This window comes from Polynucleobacter sp. AP-Capit-er-40B-B4, from assembly GCF_018882245.1.
Taxonomy (GTDB): Bacteria; Pseudomonadota; Gammaproteobacteria; order Burkholderiales; family Burkholderiaceae; genus Polynucleobacter.
The window spans coordinates 128,578-143,736 of record NZ_JACVOV010000001.1 but is presented as its reverse complement, the minus strand read 5'-3'; the positions used below and the strand labels follow the sequence as shown (position 1 = coordinate 143,736).

Here is a 15,159-nt window from a genome sequence, read left to right as displayed (position 1 = left end):
GATAGTTAACATCATGGCAAATACAAAAACACCTTTGGTTGGTTTAGTTGGCTGGCGCGGTATGGTTGGTAGCGTTCTCATGGAGAGAATGCTGGCTGAGAAAGATTTCGATCTGATTGAGCCAGTATTTTTTAGTACCAGCCAAGCTGGCGGTGAAGTGCCACTCCTCAATGGTCAAAAAGTTACTAAGAGCGAAAGTACTTTGCAAGATGCGAATGACATCAAGGCGTTGTCACGTTGCGACATCATCTTGACATGCCAGGGTGGCGACTACACCAACGACATCTTCCCTAAGCTACGTGCTGCAGGGTGGAATGGCCATTGGATTGATGCTGCAAGTGCGTTGCGCATGAAAGATGACGCTGTATTGGTCTTGGACCCAGTGAATCGTCCGGTGATTGATAAAGCTTTGGCTGCTGGTGGTAAGAATTGGATCGGTGCCAATTGCACTGTGAGTTTGATGATGATGGCTATGGGCGGTCTGGTGAAGGCTGACATGGTTGAATGGATTAGCGCCATGACTTACCAAGCAGCTTCTGGTGCTGGTGCGCAGAATATGCGTGAGTTGCTCTTGCAAATGGGCGCATTGCGTGACAGCGTGGCTACTGAATTGGCTGATCCATCTTCATGGATTTTGGATATTGATCGCAAAGTTACTGAGACATTGCGTTCAGCAGATTTTCCGAAGAAAAATTTCCGTAATACAGCATTAGCAGGTAGCTTGATTCCTTGGATCGATGTACCTGTTGAGAACGGTCAAACTAAAGAAGAGTGGAAGGGTGGCGCTGAGTTCAATAAGATCTTGGGTCGTCCTGCATTCCGTTCACCAGGCAGCATTCCAATTGATGGTTTATGTGTGCGTGTTGGTGCAATGCGTTGTCACTCACAAGGTTTGACTGTAAAGCTCAAAAAAGATATTCCACTTAAAGAGATTGAAGCAATTTTGGCTGCGGATAATCAGTGGGTCAAAGTGGTGCCAAATGATCGCGAAACTACTGAGCGTGATTTATCTCCCGCAGCTATCAGCGGCACATTGACTGTACCTATTGGTCGTTTGCATAAGATGGCAATGGGCCCAGAGTACTTGGGTGCATTCACGGTGGGCGACCAACTCCTGTGGGGTGCTGCTGAGCCATTGCGTCGTATGCTCCGCATTCTGCTAGAAAAGTAATCCCTTCTTTATGTACCGCATTTGCCAGCTGAGCTTTTTAAAGCTTCTTAGCTTTGTTTTGCTTAGCTGGTCTTTCAACGCCGCTGCAATCTCCTTAGGTGCGCCACAACTTCAGTCTCGTCCAGGTGAGCCATTACGAGTAGAAATTCCTATTCGAATGGGAGCTGATGAGCAGAGCGCTCTTTCGACTCTGAATGTGTCGATGCCAAATAAGGCTGCATATGAGCGCCTCGGAATCTCTCAAAAGATACTGCAGTTAAATCCACAGGCGATGGTGTATCGCAATCGTCAAGAGCGGTTAATGGTGCTCGTTGAAACCGTTGACTCTGTTCCCATGACAGATGATCCATTTCTAGATGTATTGGTCAATCTCAATTGGTCGAGCGGAAGTCTGACCAAGACATTTACTTTATTGCTGGGTGATGTACAAAAAATCACTGTAAAGCCAGGCCAAACCTTATCTGAGATTGCGGCGACCATAGCGCCTCAACTAGAGGGCGCTACTCTCGACCAAACCATGATGGCTTTGTATAAAGCCAATCCGGATGCTTTTGCTAGCGGTAGTATTAATCGCCTGGCTGCAGGTGCTGAGTTAACTAAACCAAGCCAGGCCTTGTTGCGCTCAATCAGCCCTGCAGAAGCAAATCAATTTGTTGCGGATGCCAATGAGCAATGGCGTACTGAGCATGGTGACAAAGGTTCCAATGGGGGCGCTGGATCCAATGCCGCCAAGCCGGGCGAAGTGGCTCCTAAAGATCGCTTAAAGATTGGTTCAAGCGCTGAGGGTAACGAGCAAGAGCGTCGATACACTGAAGAGTTGGTCGCTCAAGAGAAGATGCTCGAGCAAACTAAAGCTCGTGTCGCTGAATTAGAAAAGAATATTGCCGATCTACAAAGACTTTTAGATAAGTCAAAAGAGAAGAAGGCGGTAGATAGTAATTTTGGTTTAGGTGGCTTTGGCCCAGCCATTTTGGCTATTGGCTTAATCGCATTAACTGGGTTACTGCTGTGGGGCTTGGCTCGCAATGCGCGTCGCTCAGAGGTTCCAAGCTTTCATGCCAAAAATCAACACGCAGGCAATAAAGAGAGGCACCAAGAAGAGAAGCCTGCGTCAGGATCTCCTTTTGAAATGCCGGCCCGCGCTAAAGCATTGTTTGAGGGAATCGATCTTGATCTTTCAAAACCAGCAAATGCGGCACCATCGGTTACGACAATCCCAGCTTCTAATCCTCTAGCGGATACCTTGCGCGTCAAACTTAATTTGGCTCGCGCTTACATCACGATTGAGGATTTTTCTGCTGCGAGGAAATCTTTAGAAGAAGTGCTGAGAATCAGCAATTCTGTTGATCCCGCAATCACTATTGAAGCGCAGGGCTTGTTGGCAGAAATCTCGCATCGCAATACCTAATATGCGTATAGCCCTTGGCCTTCAGTATGATGGCAGCCCATATTCTGGCTGGCAAACTCAGGTTAATCACAACACCGTACAAGACGAATTAGAAAAAGCAATCTCTGCTTTTGTTGGTGAGCAGGCGAGTGCAGAGCATCCCATTCATACCATCACCGCAGGTAGAACTGATACTGGAGTTCATGCTCTGGGGCAGGTTGTGCACTTTGATACCAATGTCGAGCGGGAAGATTTTTCTTGGGTGAGGGGTGTGAACTCTTTCTTGCCGCCATCGATTGTGGTGAATTGGGCAAAACCCGTTTCCAATGAATTCAGTGCGCGTTTCTCAGCTTATGAGCGCGAATATATCTATGCGCTTCAGGCTGGGCCATGTCGCTCGCCGATGTCGCATTCGCGTGCTGGATATTTAATGCTGCCGCCAGGTCAGTGCCTCGACGTGGATGCAATGAAAAAATCCGCTGAATGTTTAATTGGCGAGCATGACTTCAGTTCATTTCGCTCATCCGAATGTCAGAGTAAAACTCCAGTAAAAACGATTTACTCCATTGAGATTATTTCTGAGCAGCCTTGGGTTTATTTCCGGATCCGTGGAAATGCCTTTTTGCATCATATGATCCGCAATATTGTTGGGTGCTTTTTGCAAATCGGGCAGGGCAGACAAAAGCCAGAGTGGATGACGGAAGTGCTAGCAGCCAAGAATCGGCAAATTGCTGCCCCGACCTTTATGGCGGATGGTCTGTACTTGGCCAAAATTACTTATCCCGAGGAATTTGCTATTCCACAGCCATGGCTAGAAAACTCCTGGCTACCGGCTAAGGTTATCGGGAAGTAAAAGAAAGAACAAAAGAAAGAGCAAAAGTAATAATAGGCCCCAGGCCTTATCATTCATTTATGGGCTTACTGACATATTCTCCCGGCCGAACTAGGGTCAAAATCTGCGGTTTAAAGACATCTGCTGACGTGGATTCAGCCGTTGCCGCAGGCGTGGATGCGGTTGGCTTCGTCTTTTACCCGCCAAGTGTGCGCGCTGTCAGCCCCAATATCGCTGCCCAGCTCATTTCTAGGCTCCCAGCAGGGGTGGATGCCGTTGGATTGGTTGTAAACGCTACAGATGAGCAATTTGCCGCTATTCGAGCTGCTGCCTCGATCACCTTATGGCAGTTTCATGGGGATGAGACCCCAGAGCGCTGTGCCCAGCTTGCTGCTGGGGAGCCCTGGATGAAGGCCGCCCGCGTAGGAACAGGCTTCGCTTTTGATGATTTTTCCCTACAATATGGCCAAGCAAACGCTTTTCTGCTGGATGCCCTCGTCGAGGGATATGGTGGCGGAGGCGTTCCTTTTGATTGGCAAGGAATACCGCAGACATGGGTAAGCGAAAACGCGCCTCGGGTCGTTTTGAGTGGTGGATTGAACGTGCACAACGTGGGCGAAGCGATTGCTCGCCTGCATCCTTGCGCGGTTGACGTCAGTAGTGGCGTAGAAATCAGCAGGGGTGTTAAAGACCCTGCGCTCATGGCTCAATTTATTCAAGCAGTGCGCGCAGCAGATGCGAAAACATCATCCTAATAATTTGCTGTAACCAAATCAAAAGAGGTAGTTATGTACGATAAGCCAGATGCACGAGGACACTTTGGTCCCTATGGTGGCGTATTTGTTTCTGAGACATTGATGTATGCATTGGATGAGCTCAAAGAGGCTTATGCAAAATATCAACACGATCCAGAATTCATTGAAGAGTTTCATTACGAACTCAAACACTTTGTAGGTAGACCATCACCGGTCTATCACGCTAAGCGTTGGAGTGAAATGCTCGGTGGTGCGCAGATCTATCTCAAGCGTGAAGATTTAAATCACACTGGCGCACACAAGATCAATAACGTGATTGGCCAAGCCATGTTGGCTAAGCGTATGGGCAAGCCTCGCATCATTGCTGAGACTGGAGCGGGGCAGCATGGCGTTGCCACTGCTACTATCTGCGCCCGCTTTGGCTTGGACTGTACGGTTTATCAAGGCTCTGTTGACGTAGCTCGTCAAGCGCAAAACGTATTCCGCATGAAGTTGCTCGGCGCCAAAGTCGTTCCAGTGGAATCCGGTACTAAGACTTTGAAAGATGCACTCAACGAAGCGATGCGCGATTGGGTTACAAACGTTGATAACACTTTCTACATTATTGGTACCGTTGCAGGACCACATCCTTATCCAATGATGGTGAGAGATTTTCAAAGCGTAATTGGTGAAGAGTGCAAAGTACAAATGCCGGAGATGACTGGTCGTCAACCGGACTTCGTTCTCGCTTGTGTGGGCGGTGGTTCAAATGCCATGGGTATTTTCTATCCATACATTGATTACCCAGAAGTCAAACTGGTTGGTGTTGAGGCAGCGGGTCATGGCTTAGGAAGCGGTTTGCATTCTGCAGCGTTATGCGTCGGTAAGCCGGGTGTATTGCATGGCAACCGCACTTACTTATTGCAAGATGAGAATGGTCAGATCTCTGAAACCCATTCTGTTTCTGCTGGCATGGACTACCCAGGAGTCGGTCCCGAACATGCCTGGTTAAAAGATTCTGGTCGCGCAGACTATGTGGCAATTACAGACGAAGAAGCATTGCAAGCATTCCATGACTGTTGCCGTATTGAAGGCATCATTCCTGCACTTGAGTCTTCTCACGCTATCGCCTATGCCTGCAAGCTGGCTAAGACATTGCCAAAAGACAAAACGATCTTGGTAAATCTATCGGGTCGTGGTGATAAAGATATGCATACCGTTGCTCAAGCAACTGGCTCCGAAGGCTAAAAAGAAAAAATAAAAATAGAAAAATAAAATAGCTATGTCAAAAATTACTGCACTCTTTAAGGAACTAAAAGCTACAGGCAAAAAAGGATTGATTCCTTTCATCACTGCTGGCGACCCAGATCCAAAGCAAACCGTTGAGTTAATGCATGCATTGGTGCGCGGTGGTTCAAGTGTGATTGAATTAGGCGTGCCATTTTCGGATCCAATGGCTGATGGCCCTGTCATTCAAAGATCATCAGAGCGCGCATTAACGCATGGCGTCACTTTGCATACTTGCTTAGAGATGGTGAAGGAGTTTCGTAAGAGGGACGCCAACACTCCAGTGGTGTTGATGGGCTATGCAAATCCAGTTGAGCAAATGGGAGCGGAGCGTTTTGCGACTGAAGCAAAAGCTGCCGGTGTTGATGGTGTACTAGTGGTTGATTACCCTCCAGAGGAGTGTGTTGATTTTGCCGCTCGTATGCGCGTTGCTGGCATTGATCCGATTTTCTTGTTGGCACCCACTTCATCACATGAGCGCATAAAAGAAGCTGCCAAAATAGCTTCTGGTTATATCTATTACGTTTCTATGCGGGGCGTTACAGGTGCATCCCACCTCAATACCCAGGACGTAGCCAGCATCATCCCGAAAATCCGCGAAGAAACGGATATCCCAATCGCTGTAGGCTTCGGAATTAGCGATGCCGCTAGCGCCAAGGCTGTGTCGGCCAGTGCTGATGCTGTGGTCATTGGTAGCCGAATTATTCGCCTTTTAGAGGATGCGCCCCCTGGCCAGGCGGTACAATCACTGGAAACCTTCATTCGTGAGATTCGCGACGCATTGGATAGTTAAAACTAATGAGCTGGATAGATAAATTACTCCCACCCCAAATTCAACACACTGATCCTGCGAATCGCAAATCAGTTCCTGAAGGATTGTGGGTTAAGTGCCCTGGTTGTGAAACGGTTCTCTATAGCACTGACATCGAAGCCAATTTATCTGTTTGCCCAAAATGTAGCCACCATATGCGTATCGGCGCTCGTCTGCGCTTAGATAGTCTGCTAGATGAAAAAGGTCGCTATGAAATTGGCGCTGATATTTATCCAACCGATCCACTGAAGTTCAAAGATTCTAAAAAATATCCAGATCGCATTAAAGAAGCGAACGATGCTTCTGGTGAATCTGAAGCTCTAATTGTAATGGGCGGCAAGATTGAAACGATTCCTGTAGTTGCAGCATGTTTTGAATTCCAATACATGGGCGGCTCAATGGGCTCTGTAGTGGGTGAACGTTTTGCACGCGGCGTCCAAGAAGCGATTAATAAGAAGTGTGCATTTATTTGCGTTACCGCTACCGGCGGAGCTCGTATGCAAGAGAGTTTGTTATCTCTGTTTCAGATGGCTAAGACCAACTCGATGTTGACCTTGTTGGCTAAAAAAGGTTTGCCTTACATCAGCGTTCTTACCGACCCAACGATGGGTGGTATCTCCGCGAGCTTTGCCTTTATGGGCGACGTTGTAATGGCTGAGCCTAAAGCTTTGATTGGTTTTGCTGGTCCCCGCGTGATTGAGCAAACTGTACGTGAGAAATTACCAGAGGGATTTCAACGTTCAGAATTCTTAATGCAAAAGGGCGGCATTGACATGATTGTTGATCGTCGTCAGATGCGTGGTGAAATTGCCCGTTTGCTGGCTTTGCTGCAAAAGCTTCCTGAGCCTGCAATAGCGGGTAGCGCAGCCGTTTAAGCGCTTGAGCTCCGCACATCAAGCCCCCATTTTATTTTCTAGCCTAGAGGCTTGGCTTAGCCACCTCGAAACTGCTCACCCTGTCGGTATCGACATGGGGCTTGAGCGCATCAATCGTGTGAAGGCCGCATTAGATTTGCATTTCGATTGTCCGGTGATTACGGTTGCTGGTACTAATGGCAAAGGTTCCACTTGCGCCTTCTTGGAAAGCATTCTCCTCGCATCCGGTTATCGCGTTGGTTGCCACACTTCACCACATCTTCTGCAGTTTAATGAGCGCGCTCGTATCAATGGCGAGGATGTTAAAGACAATATCTTGCTTGAGCATTTCGCTGCCGTAGAGAATGCACGCGTTAGTTTGGTTGATGCGCCAACGTTGACCTATTTTGAATTCACCACTTTAGCCATCATGCATCTTTTTTCCAAGTCGAATTTGGATGCCGTTGTATTAGAAGTAGGTATGGGTGGACGTTTAGATGCGGTCAATATTATTGATGCTGACTGCGCCATCGTTACTAGTATTGATATTGATCATGCGGATTTCTTAGGTGGTACACGAGAAGCGATTGGTTTGGAGAAGGCGGGCATATTCCGCCCGGGTCACATTGCGGTATGCGGTGACCCTGTGCCTCCACAAACACTCATTGACCATGCTGAAAAGTTAGGTTGCGATCTTTGGTTGCAGGGACGTGATTACAACTTCCAGGGCGATAAACAGCAATGGGGTTGGGCCGGGCGTAATAAGCGCTTTAGCGGACTTGGTTATCCAGCCCTCCGCGGCGCCAATCAGATTCTCAATGCATCCGCTGTTATTGCTGCCTTAATGGCGCTGCATCAGCGCTTGCCTGTAAGTGCTCAAGACATACGTAATGGCTTTGCTCTAGTGGAGTTGCCTGGTCGCTTTCAGGTCCTTCCTGGCCAGCCTACGGTCGTTTTGGATGTGGCTCACAACCCCCATGCTGCTGCTACCTTGGCTCAGGGCCTGGATAAGATGGGCTATCACCCCTATACCTATGCCATTTTTGGGGCAATGGCCGACAAAGACATCGAAGGCGTCATCAAACCCCTTCTGAATATCGTAGATTTCTGGTTTTGCACGGATTTGCCGACAGCTAGGGCAGCTTCAGGGCAGTTCCTAGCTCAGAAGCTTGAAAGCATGGGTGTAAAGCCTAAAAATGGGTCAGATGGCGGCATCGAAATCTTTGAAAATCCCGCTTTAGCGTATCAAAAAGCGCTATCTCAGGCTGGTGAGGGTGATAGAATTGTCACCTTCGGATCCTTCTATACCGTTGCAGGCGTAATGACTTACCGAAACAACCAGGCCCACTGATCCATGATTCGTTTACCAAGCTTTTTTAAGCGAAAAACCCAGTCTGATGACCTTGAATTTGATTCAAGGGGTGGTCGCACCGCCAAAAGAGCGGCACCACGTAGTTTTCAGCGTGCAGCAGAAGCTGAAGAGTTGGCCCTAACCGAAGATCCAGAACAACAAAGAGCGCGTCATCGTCTTATAGGCGCAGCTGTATTGGTCTTAATTGCAGTGGTTGGCCTGCCTCGTATTTTGGACAGCAAACCAAAGTTAGCTCCAAATGATATCGCTGTAAATATCGTAACCAGCTTACCTATTCCTGGTGCTGAAACCAAGCCTGAAGAAAAGCCAAAAGCAGAAGCGCCTGTTGAGGCTGCTAAAGAATCTTCTAAGGTGGCAGCTGCACCCGTACCTGCGCCAGAAGTAAAGCCAGAAACTAAACCGGACACCAAGGCTGAAGTTAAACCAGCAGCCCCTGCAGCAAATAAATCTGGCACTTTGGGTTTAGCTGCCGGGGAAGAGGTGGTTGCTGCTACCGCTCCCAAAGCAGACAAACCTAAAACAGACGAGACAACCAAACCTGCGACTACAAACGGTTCGGGCAAGTACGTTATTCAGATCGGTGCTTTTGCATCGGAAGAGCGCGCTAAAGGTTGGATTGCAAAACTAAAAGATCAAAAGATTCCAAACTACGTCTTAAACAAGACTGGTACTGATGGGACCAAGTTGTATGTGCTGCGCGCAGGACCATACACCGATAAAGACGCCGCTGAAGCAGCGGAAAAGAAAATTAAGGCGATGGGTCTGTCACCAAGACTTGTCGAATCCGGTAAGCAGTAATGGAATACTTATCCACCCTCAAGCTAACATCGGTGGATTACTTCACCCTAGTTGTGCTCCTGGTATCGGCATTGGTCGGCATCTCTCGCGGGTTGTTTAAAGAGGTGCTTGCTTTAGCTTCTTGGTTTGCTGCAGCTTGGGTTGCTTATCACTACAGCAATTATCTTTCTACAGAATGGCTGTCTACATTTCACCTAGATGAGTTGCTTAGTTTGGGTATAAGTTTCCTTATTCTCTTTATATTGACACTCATTGTTTGTGGCTTGTTTGGTGGGGTAGTGCAAAGAATTATCTTGTCAGTAGGCCTGAGCTTAACTGACCGTTTCTTGGGTTTGATTTTTGGTGTGATTCGTGGTGGCTTGATTGTTGTAGTGCTTGCCACCTTGGCTGCGCTCACTCCCATTCCGCAAAGTATGGCCTGGAAGAATGCCATTACCAGACCAGCAATTGATATGGCAACCGGTTTAATTAAAGGTTGGCTTCCTGCTGACTGGGCAAAGCAATTGGGTGATGCTATGCCCAAGGTTACCCCTACCATTACTCCTAAAATAACAATAGGAATCTAGAGATATGTGCGGCGTCGTCGGAACTGTTTCCCACTCACCAGTAAATCAACTTCTCTATGATGCCTTGTTGCTTTTGCAACATCGCGGTCAAGATGCTGCAGGTATTGCAACGATGAACGGTAATTCGTTCACGATGCATAAAGCCAACGGCTTAGTACGAGATGTTTTCAGAACACGCAATATGCGCAGCCTAGTAGGCAATGCGGGTATTGGTCAGGTGCGTTACCCAACTGCTGGCTCAGCAAGCAGCGAAGAAGAGGCGCAACCTTTTTATGTCAGCGCACCATACGGCATCATCTTGGCGCACAACGGCAATCTGACAAATGCACCAAGTCTGCGTGTTGAGATGGCTTATCGTGATCGCCGTCACATCAATACGAGTTCCGATACCGAAGTATTGCTGAACGTATTGGCTGACGAATTACAAAAAGAAACCAATAGTGCGGCTCTCGATGAGGGCGCGATGTTTAATGCAGTCACTGGCGTTACCGGTCGTGTTAAAGGTTCATATGCAGTTGTGGCTTTAATTGCTGGCTATGGTTTGTTGGCTTTCCGTGATCAGTACGGTATTCGCCCTCTTTGTATCGGACGTATTGATACGCCACAAGGCCCTGAGTGGATGATTGCATCTGAGTCTGTTGCTCTCGAAGGTTTGGGCTTCACATTTGTGCGTGACGTCAATCCAGGCGAGGCAATCTACATCGATTTAGATGGTAATTTCTATTCACGTCAGTGCGTGCCTAATGCAGTGCTTACTCCTTGCATCTTTGAGTATGTCTATATGGCTCGTCCAGACTCCACCATTGATGGTGTCACCGTCTATAACGTGCGCATGCGCATGGGTGATTACTTGGCTGAGAAGATTCGCAAAGAGACCAATGTCGACGAGATCGATGTGGTGATGCCGATTCCGGACTCTAGCCGTCCAGCAGCAATGCAGGTAGCCAAGAATTTAGGTGTTGACTATCGCGAAGGCTTCTTTAAAAACCGTTACATCGGTCGTACCTTCATCATGCCGGGGCAGGCTGTTCGTAAGAAGTCAGTTCGTCAAAAACTCAATGCGATGCGTATCGAGTTTAAAGATAAGACTGTACTGATCGTAGATGACTCTATCGTGCGCGGAACTACCTCCTTCGAGATCGTACAAATGGCTCGCGAATCTGGTGCCAAGAAAGTGATCTTTGCCTCTGCTGCGCCTCCAGTACGTTTCCCGAACGTCTATGGCATTGATATGCCTACACGTAGTGAATTGGTTGCTTATGGCCGCACTGATGAAGAAATCAACAAGATGATTGGCGCTGATCAACTCATCTATCAAAGTATTGAAGACATGAAGCAGGCAGTAAGGGATGTTAATCCGGACATTCAGAACTTCGAGGCATCTTGCTTTGATGGCTTCTATGTCACGGGCGACATTACCGAGTCCTATTTGGATGCTTTAGAAGCCGCCAGAAATACTTCAGCTGCTAAGGCTGACCGTCAAAAGGATTCGAGTGACTTCGCTCGCTCCCAGCTTCACCTGCATTTAGCAACCGAAGACTAAAAAGCGACAGGATATTGCCTCACACGAGGCAATTCCTCAATTCGGTGTCAAAATAGCATCATGAAGAGCAAAACCACACGCAAAAAACCTGATTTTTCTAAGTTGGCCCTAGAGACTCTAGCGGTCCGCGCTGGCACACGTCGTACTGCTGAATATCAAGAACACTCCGAGGCAATGTTTCTCACTTCAAGCTTTTGCTTTGATAGCGCTGAATTAGCAGCCGACGGTTTTGCTCACGCCGATCAAGGTTTTATCTATTCCCGCTTCACTAATCCCACGGTGAGTATGTTCCAAGATCGCTTGGCTGCTCTTGAGGGTGGCGAGGCTTGTATTGCAACCGCATCTGGAATGGCTGCGATCATGACATTGGCGATGGCGCATCTGCAGGCAGGTGACCATGTTGTTTGCTCTCGCTCCGTATTTGGTGCAACGATCCAGTTGTTCACCAATATCTTGGGTCGCTTTGGCATTACGACGACTTATGTTGATTTGGCTGATACCAAGTCATGGCAAGCTGCTGTCCTACCGAATACCAAACTCTTTTATCTAGAGACGCCTTCCAATCCATTGACTGAGATTGCGGACATTAAAGCAATTTCAAAGATTGCCAAGAAAGCAAAAGCACTATTTGCTGTAGACAACTGCTTCTGTACGCCAGCCTTACAAAAACCATTGGCACTTGGTGCTGATGTCGTGATTCATTCGGCTACTAAGTACTTAGACGGTCAAGGTAGGGTAGTTGGTGGTGCGATTGTGGGCAGCAAAGACTTCATCATGGGTAAAGTTTTCCCATATGTCCGTACCGCAGGCCCAACGCTGTCTGCATTTAATGCCTGGGTATTCCTAAAGGGCCTAGAGACTTTAGAGCTTCGTATGAAACAACAAAGCCAGAATGCGCTCGCCTTAGCTCAATGGCTAGAGAAGCAGCCTGGTGTCGAGCGTGTATACCATCCAGGCTTGAAGTCGCATCCTCAACATGCATTGGCTAAGCGCCAGCAAAAAGAGGGCGGGGCGATTCTGTCATTCACTCTCAAAGGTGGAAAGAAGGCTGCGTTCAAACTCATTAACCAAACTAAGCTTTGCTCGATTACTGCAAACTTGGGTGACACTCGCACAACCATCACCAATCCAGCAACAACAACGCATTGCCGCGTGCCGCCTGAAGCCAGAAAAGCTGCCGGAATCACAGATGGCTTAGTTCGTATTGCAGTTGGTCTAGAGAATATCAATGACCTCAAGAACGATTTGGTTGGCGGCTTAAAAAAGTAAATAAAACTCAAGTTCAAAAAGAATATTCCAATGAGTTTTTCTGATGCAACCCAGTTCTGGAATGAGCGCTTTGATAAAGAGGAGTTCATTTTTGGCAAAGAGCCAAATGAATATCTAGTTGAAAAAGCAAATCAGTATCTAAAGCCAAAAAATAAGGTCCTTTGTATCGCTGATGGCGAGGGGCGCAACGGAGTCTGGCTTGCTAAACAAGGAATGCAAGTTATTGGATTCGATGCGTCTGATATCGCGCTAGCTAAAGCAAAGCAGTTTGCCAAAGACAATCACGTTGAGGTTGAGTATTCATTCTCGGATACCGATAGTTTTACATGGCAAGCCAATACTTATGATGCAGTGATTGGTATCTTTATCCAATTTGCTGATCCAGCAATGCGCGAACGTATCTTCAAACAAAGCTATGCTGCCTTGAAGCCAGGTGGCTTATTTATTCTGCAGGGCTACACACCAAAGCAGTTGGAATACAAGACTGGTGGACCAAGCTTAATTGAGCATCTCTACACAGAAGAGTTAATTAGAAGCCTTGCTAAAGACTTTCAGATACTTGAATTAGTGAGTTATGAGAAAGAACTCTCAGAAGGTCCAAGACACACGGGTATGTCTGCAATTTTGGGCTTGGTAGCCAAAAAGAATTGATTGCTTAGTTAGTAAAGCGCCGTGGGTCATTGATGGGGCGTAGCGGCATGATGTGAATCTTGCTGCCATCGATATGGAGATAAGTCTCCTTGCCGATATCTAAAGCGAGTCGCTTCACTTCAGCAGCCGAAGCTTCCCAAGCAATTACATGCCCACCTTCAATTGTACGAAGTTGAATCACTGCAATTTGACCTAGCGTACCAATCTGCTCTACAGTTGCCTCAATATTTTGAGGGCTTTTATCCGTATGAAGGCTTAAGCCTTCGGCTGGAATGACCCATGCAACAGGAGTATTGGGCGGAATCTTACCTTTATCCGCTACATCAAAGATGCGATTGCTGCCGTCCCAGCTTAACTTCCCAGCAGAAAATATACCTTCAAACTTATTACTTATACCTACCAATTCAGCAACCCTGGAATTTCTGGGCCTGTCAAATAGCACTTGAGGCGGGGCAGTTTGCAAACCAACTCCTTGATCAATAACGGTAATGCGATCTGCCAACAAATCTGCTTCACGCAGGTCATGGGTAACCAAGAGGATGGGAATATTTAAATCTTTGCGTAGTTCGGCTAATGTTTTGTAGAGGCCTTGACGGGTGGGCGCATCTACCGCAGAGAAAGGTTCATCAAGTAATAGAATTTTCGGTGAGCGCGCCAATGCTCTAGCAAGTGCAACACGTTGCTGTTGGCCTCCAGATAATTGGTTTGGCATGCGGTTTGATAGCTCACCAATGCCCATGCGATTAAGCCATTGTTGGCCTTGTAATCTGCGCTCTGAAAGTCCTGCAACCGAGTTGTAAAGCGGAATACATACATTCTCTAGCGCACTAAGATGCGGGAAGAGGGCGTATTGCTGAAATAAGAATCCGCACGAACGCTCAGCCGGGCTCAAGGAGGTAGTGATGCCACTGACATCATTAGCCTCGAACCATAACTGCTCATCACATTCAATTTTTCCACTCTCAGCGTGATTTAATCCAGCGATTGTTCGCAAAGCGGTTGTTTTGCCACTGCCTGAAGGGCCAACTAAGGCGTGTAATTCACCTGGCATGCATTCAATATTGAGTTGTAAAGGATTGGGAATGCTTTGGGAGAGTTTGATTTTCAGCATTAGCCTCTCCACTTTTTAGAAGTCGAGGGATTGCGACTGAATACGCCATATGAAAGAGCGATTGCGACTAAGGATGTGCCCAAAAGTATGAGCGACAGAGCTCCAGCACCAGCGGTATCAAAACTTTGAACCTTGTCGTATATGGCAATAGAGACTGTCTTGGTTTCCCCAGGAATTGCACCACCAACCATGAGAATGACTCCAAACTCACCCAGGGTATGTGCAAATGTCAGTACGGCGGCGCTGGTAATGCCGCGCCAAGCAAGGGGGAGCTCTATAAGGCGAAAAATTTGCCACTTAGAGAGTCCGCTTACTTGGGCGGCTTCGCGAATCTCAGGATTGATTGCCTCAAAAGCCCTTTGAATTGGCTGAATGGCAAATGGCAGGTTGACAATCAAGGAGGCAATCAAAATGCCCGTAAAGGAAAAAACCAAGGGAGTACCAAAAAAGCTCTTTCCACCCAATCCAACCAAGAGGTAATAGCCTAAAACTGTAGGGGGTAAAACCAGCGGCAGTGCTAAGGCAGCTTCGATCCAGGATCTTCTCTTGCCCATGCCTTGAAGTGAGTGAGCCACCCAGACCCCAAATGGCAGGATGAGGACCAGGGTCCATATGGCCAGCTTTAGCGAGAGAAGAAGGGCTTCGATATCCACAAATTGATTGTATCTGTAGATCCTGTAAGGGTATCTCACTATATAAAGTTGTCTATCTTGAGGGTTAAATATGTATATATACGCATATATACATATAGATAGGCCGCATGAAAGCTAGGG

At 47.5% G+C, this 15,159-nt stretch carries 15 protein-coding genes; 13 read left to right on the top strand and 2 right to left on the bottom strand.

Going from position 1 to position 15,159, the window contains the following annotated elements; genetic code table 11:
• Positions 1–13: 13 nt before the first annotated feature.
• Genes asd through ICN19_RS00570 form a run of 13 tightly spaced genes read left to right on the top strand, consistent with a single transcriptional unit; the run spans position 14 to position 13,275 of the window.
• Entirely contained in the window at positions 14–1,171 is a 1,158-nt protein-coding gene (asd, locus tag ICN19_RS00630; protein ID WP_216244863.1) for an aspartate-semialdehyde dehydrogenase, read from the top strand.
• A gap of 10 nt (positions 1,172–1,181) precedes the next feature.
• Positions 1,182–2,579 (top strand): FimV/HubP family polar landmark protein, encoded by a 1,398-nt coding sequence (locus ICN19_RS00625; RefSeq protein WP_216244860.1) that lies wholly within the window; start codon positions 1,182–1,184, stop codon positions 2,577–2,579.
• A gap of 1 nt (position 2,580) precedes the next feature.
• Positions 2,581–3,411, top strand: a complete 831-nt coding sequence (gene truA / locus ICN19_RS00620; RefSeq protein ID WP_216244858.1) for a tRNA pseudouridine(38-40) synthase TruA — start codon at positions 2,581–2,583, stop codon at positions 3,409–3,411.
• A gap of 59 nt (positions 3,412–3,470) precedes the next feature.
• Complete coding sequence (locus tag ICN19_RS00615) at positions 3,471–4,145, top strand: phosphoribosylanthranilate isomerase (protein WP_216244848.1); 675 nt, start codon at positions 3,471–3,473, stop codon at positions 4,143–4,145.
• A 33-nt stretch (positions 4,146–4,178) separates the two neighbouring features.
• On the top strand, positions 4,179–5,372 hold the full coding sequence (gene trpB / locus ICN19_RS00610) for a tryptophan synthase subunit beta (RefSeq protein WP_068321388.1): 1,194 nt from the start codon (positions 4,179–4,181) through the stop codon (positions 5,370–5,372).
• A 34-nt stretch (positions 5,373–5,406) separates the two neighbouring features.
• Positions 5,407–6,204 (top strand): tryptophan synthase subunit alpha, encoded by a 798-nt coding sequence (trpA, locus tag ICN19_RS00605; protein WP_216244846.1) that lies wholly within the window; start codon positions 5,407–5,409, stop codon positions 6,202–6,204.
• 5 nt (positions 6,205–6,209) lie between these two features.
• Positions 6,210–7,097, top strand: a complete 888-nt coding sequence (gene accD / locus ICN19_RS00600) for an acetyl-CoA carboxylase, carboxyltransferase subunit beta (protein WP_068321394.1) — start codon at positions 6,210–6,212, stop codon at positions 7,095–7,097.
• A gap of 4 nt (positions 7,098–7,101) precedes the next feature.
• Positions 7,102–8,427, top strand: a complete 1,326-nt coding sequence (gene folC, locus ICN19_RS00595) for a bifunctional tetrahydrofolate synthase/dihydrofolate synthase (protein WP_216244843.1) — start codon at positions 7,102–7,104, stop codon at positions 8,425–8,427.
• 3 nt (positions 8,428–8,430) lie between these two features.
• Positions 8,431–9,246, top strand: coding sequence for an SPOR domain-containing protein (locus ICN19_RS00590; protein WP_216244841.1), 816 nt, complete (start codon positions 8,431–8,433; stop codon positions 9,244–9,246).
• Positions 9,246–9,812: a CvpA family protein gene (locus ICN19_RS00585; protein WP_216244839.1), complete on the top strand. Its 567-nt coding sequence runs from the start codon at positions 9,246–9,248 to the stop codon at positions 9,810–9,812. Before ICN19_RS00590 ends, ICN19_RS00585 begins: the two co-directional genes overlap by 1 nt.
• A gap of 4 nt (positions 9,813–9,816) precedes the next feature.
• Positions 9,817–11,355, top strand: a complete 1,539-nt coding sequence (gene purF, locus ICN19_RS00580) for an amidophosphoribosyltransferase (RefSeq protein WP_216244838.1) — start codon at positions 9,817–9,819, stop codon at positions 11,353–11,355.
• A gap of 60 nt (positions 11,356–11,415) precedes the next feature.
• Positions 11,416–12,624 (top strand): O-succinylhomoserine sulfhydrylase, encoded by a 1,209-nt coding sequence (locus ICN19_RS00575; protein WP_216244837.1) that lies wholly within the window; start codon positions 11,416–11,418, stop codon positions 12,622–12,624.
• A 30-nt stretch (positions 12,625–12,654) separates the two neighbouring features.
• Positions 12,655–13,275, top strand: a complete 621-nt coding sequence (locus tag ICN19_RS00570) for a bifunctional 2-polyprenyl-6-hydroxyphenol methylase/3-demethylubiquinol 3-O-methyltransferase UbiG (RefSeq protein ID WP_216244836.1) — start codon at positions 12,655–12,657, stop codon at positions 13,273–13,275.
• Positions 13,276–13,279: 4 nt separating this feature from the next.
• Here ICN19_RS00570 and ICN19_RS00565 read toward each other — a convergent pair whose 3' ends face one another.
• Complete coding sequence (locus tag ICN19_RS00565) at positions 13,280–14,386, bottom strand: ABC transporter ATP-binding protein (RefSeq protein ID WP_216244835.1); 1,107 nt, start codon at positions 14,384–14,386, stop codon at positions 13,280–13,282.
• Entirely contained in the window at positions 14,386–15,039 is a 654-nt protein-coding gene (modB, locus tag ICN19_RS00560; protein ID WP_216244834.1) for a molybdate ABC transporter permease subunit, read from the bottom strand. Before modB ends, ICN19_RS00565 begins: the two co-directional genes overlap by 1 nt.
• Positions 15,040–15,159: the final 120 nt, after the last annotated feature.

What these genes read in the sequence shown, in the direction of transcription:
- asd (WP_216244863.1), top strand. Translation starts at nt 14, where the DNA reads ATGGCAAATACAAAAACACCTTTGGTTGGTTTAGTTGGCTGGCGCGGT.
- ICN19_RS00625 (WP_216244860.1), top strand. Translation starts at nt 1,182, where the DNA reads ATGTACCGCATTTGCCAGCTGAGCTTTTTAAAGCTTCTTAGCTTTGTT.
- truA (WP_216244858.1), top strand. Translation starts at nt 2,581, where the DNA reads ATGCGTATAGCCCTTGGCCTTCAGTATGATGGCAGCCCATATTCTGGC.
- ICN19_RS00615 (WP_216244848.1), top strand. Translation starts at nt 3,471, where the DNA reads ATGGGCTTACTGACATATTCTCCCGGCCGAACTAGGGTCAAAATCTGC.
- trpB (WP_068321388.1), top strand. Translation starts at nt 4,179, where the DNA reads ATGTACGATAAGCCAGATGCACGAGGACACTTTGGTCCCTATGGTGGC.
- trpA (WP_216244846.1), top strand. Translation starts at nt 5,407, where the DNA reads ATGTCAAAAATTACTGCACTCTTTAAGGAACTAAAAGCTACAGGCAAA.
- accD (WP_068321394.1), top strand. Translation starts at nt 6,210, where the DNA reads ATGAGCTGGATAGATAAATTACTCCCACCCCAAATTCAACACACTGAT.
- ICN19_RS00590 (WP_216244841.1), top strand. Translation starts at nt 8,431, where the DNA reads ATGATTCGTTTACCAAGCTTTTTTAAGCGAAAAACCCAGTCTGATGAC.
- ICN19_RS00585 (WP_216244839.1), top strand. Translation starts at nt 9,246, where the DNA reads ATGGAATACTTATCCACCCTCAAGCTAACATCGGTGGATTACTTCACC.
- purF (WP_216244838.1), top strand. Translation starts at nt 9,817, where the DNA reads ATGTGCGGCGTCGTCGGAACTGTTTCCCACTCACCAGTAAATCAACTT.
- ICN19_RS00575 (WP_216244837.1), top strand. Translation starts at nt 11,416, where the DNA reads ATGAAGAGCAAAACCACACGCAAAAAACCTGATTTTTCTAAGTTGGCC.
- ICN19_RS00570 (WP_216244836.1), top strand. Translation starts at nt 12,655, where the DNA reads ATGAGTTTTTCTGATGCAACCCAGTTCTGGAATGAGCGCTTTGATAAA.
- ICN19_RS00565 (WP_216244835.1), bottom strand. Translation starts at nt 14,386, where the DNA reads ATGCTGAAAATCAAACTCTCCCAAAGCATTCCCAATCCTTTACAACTC.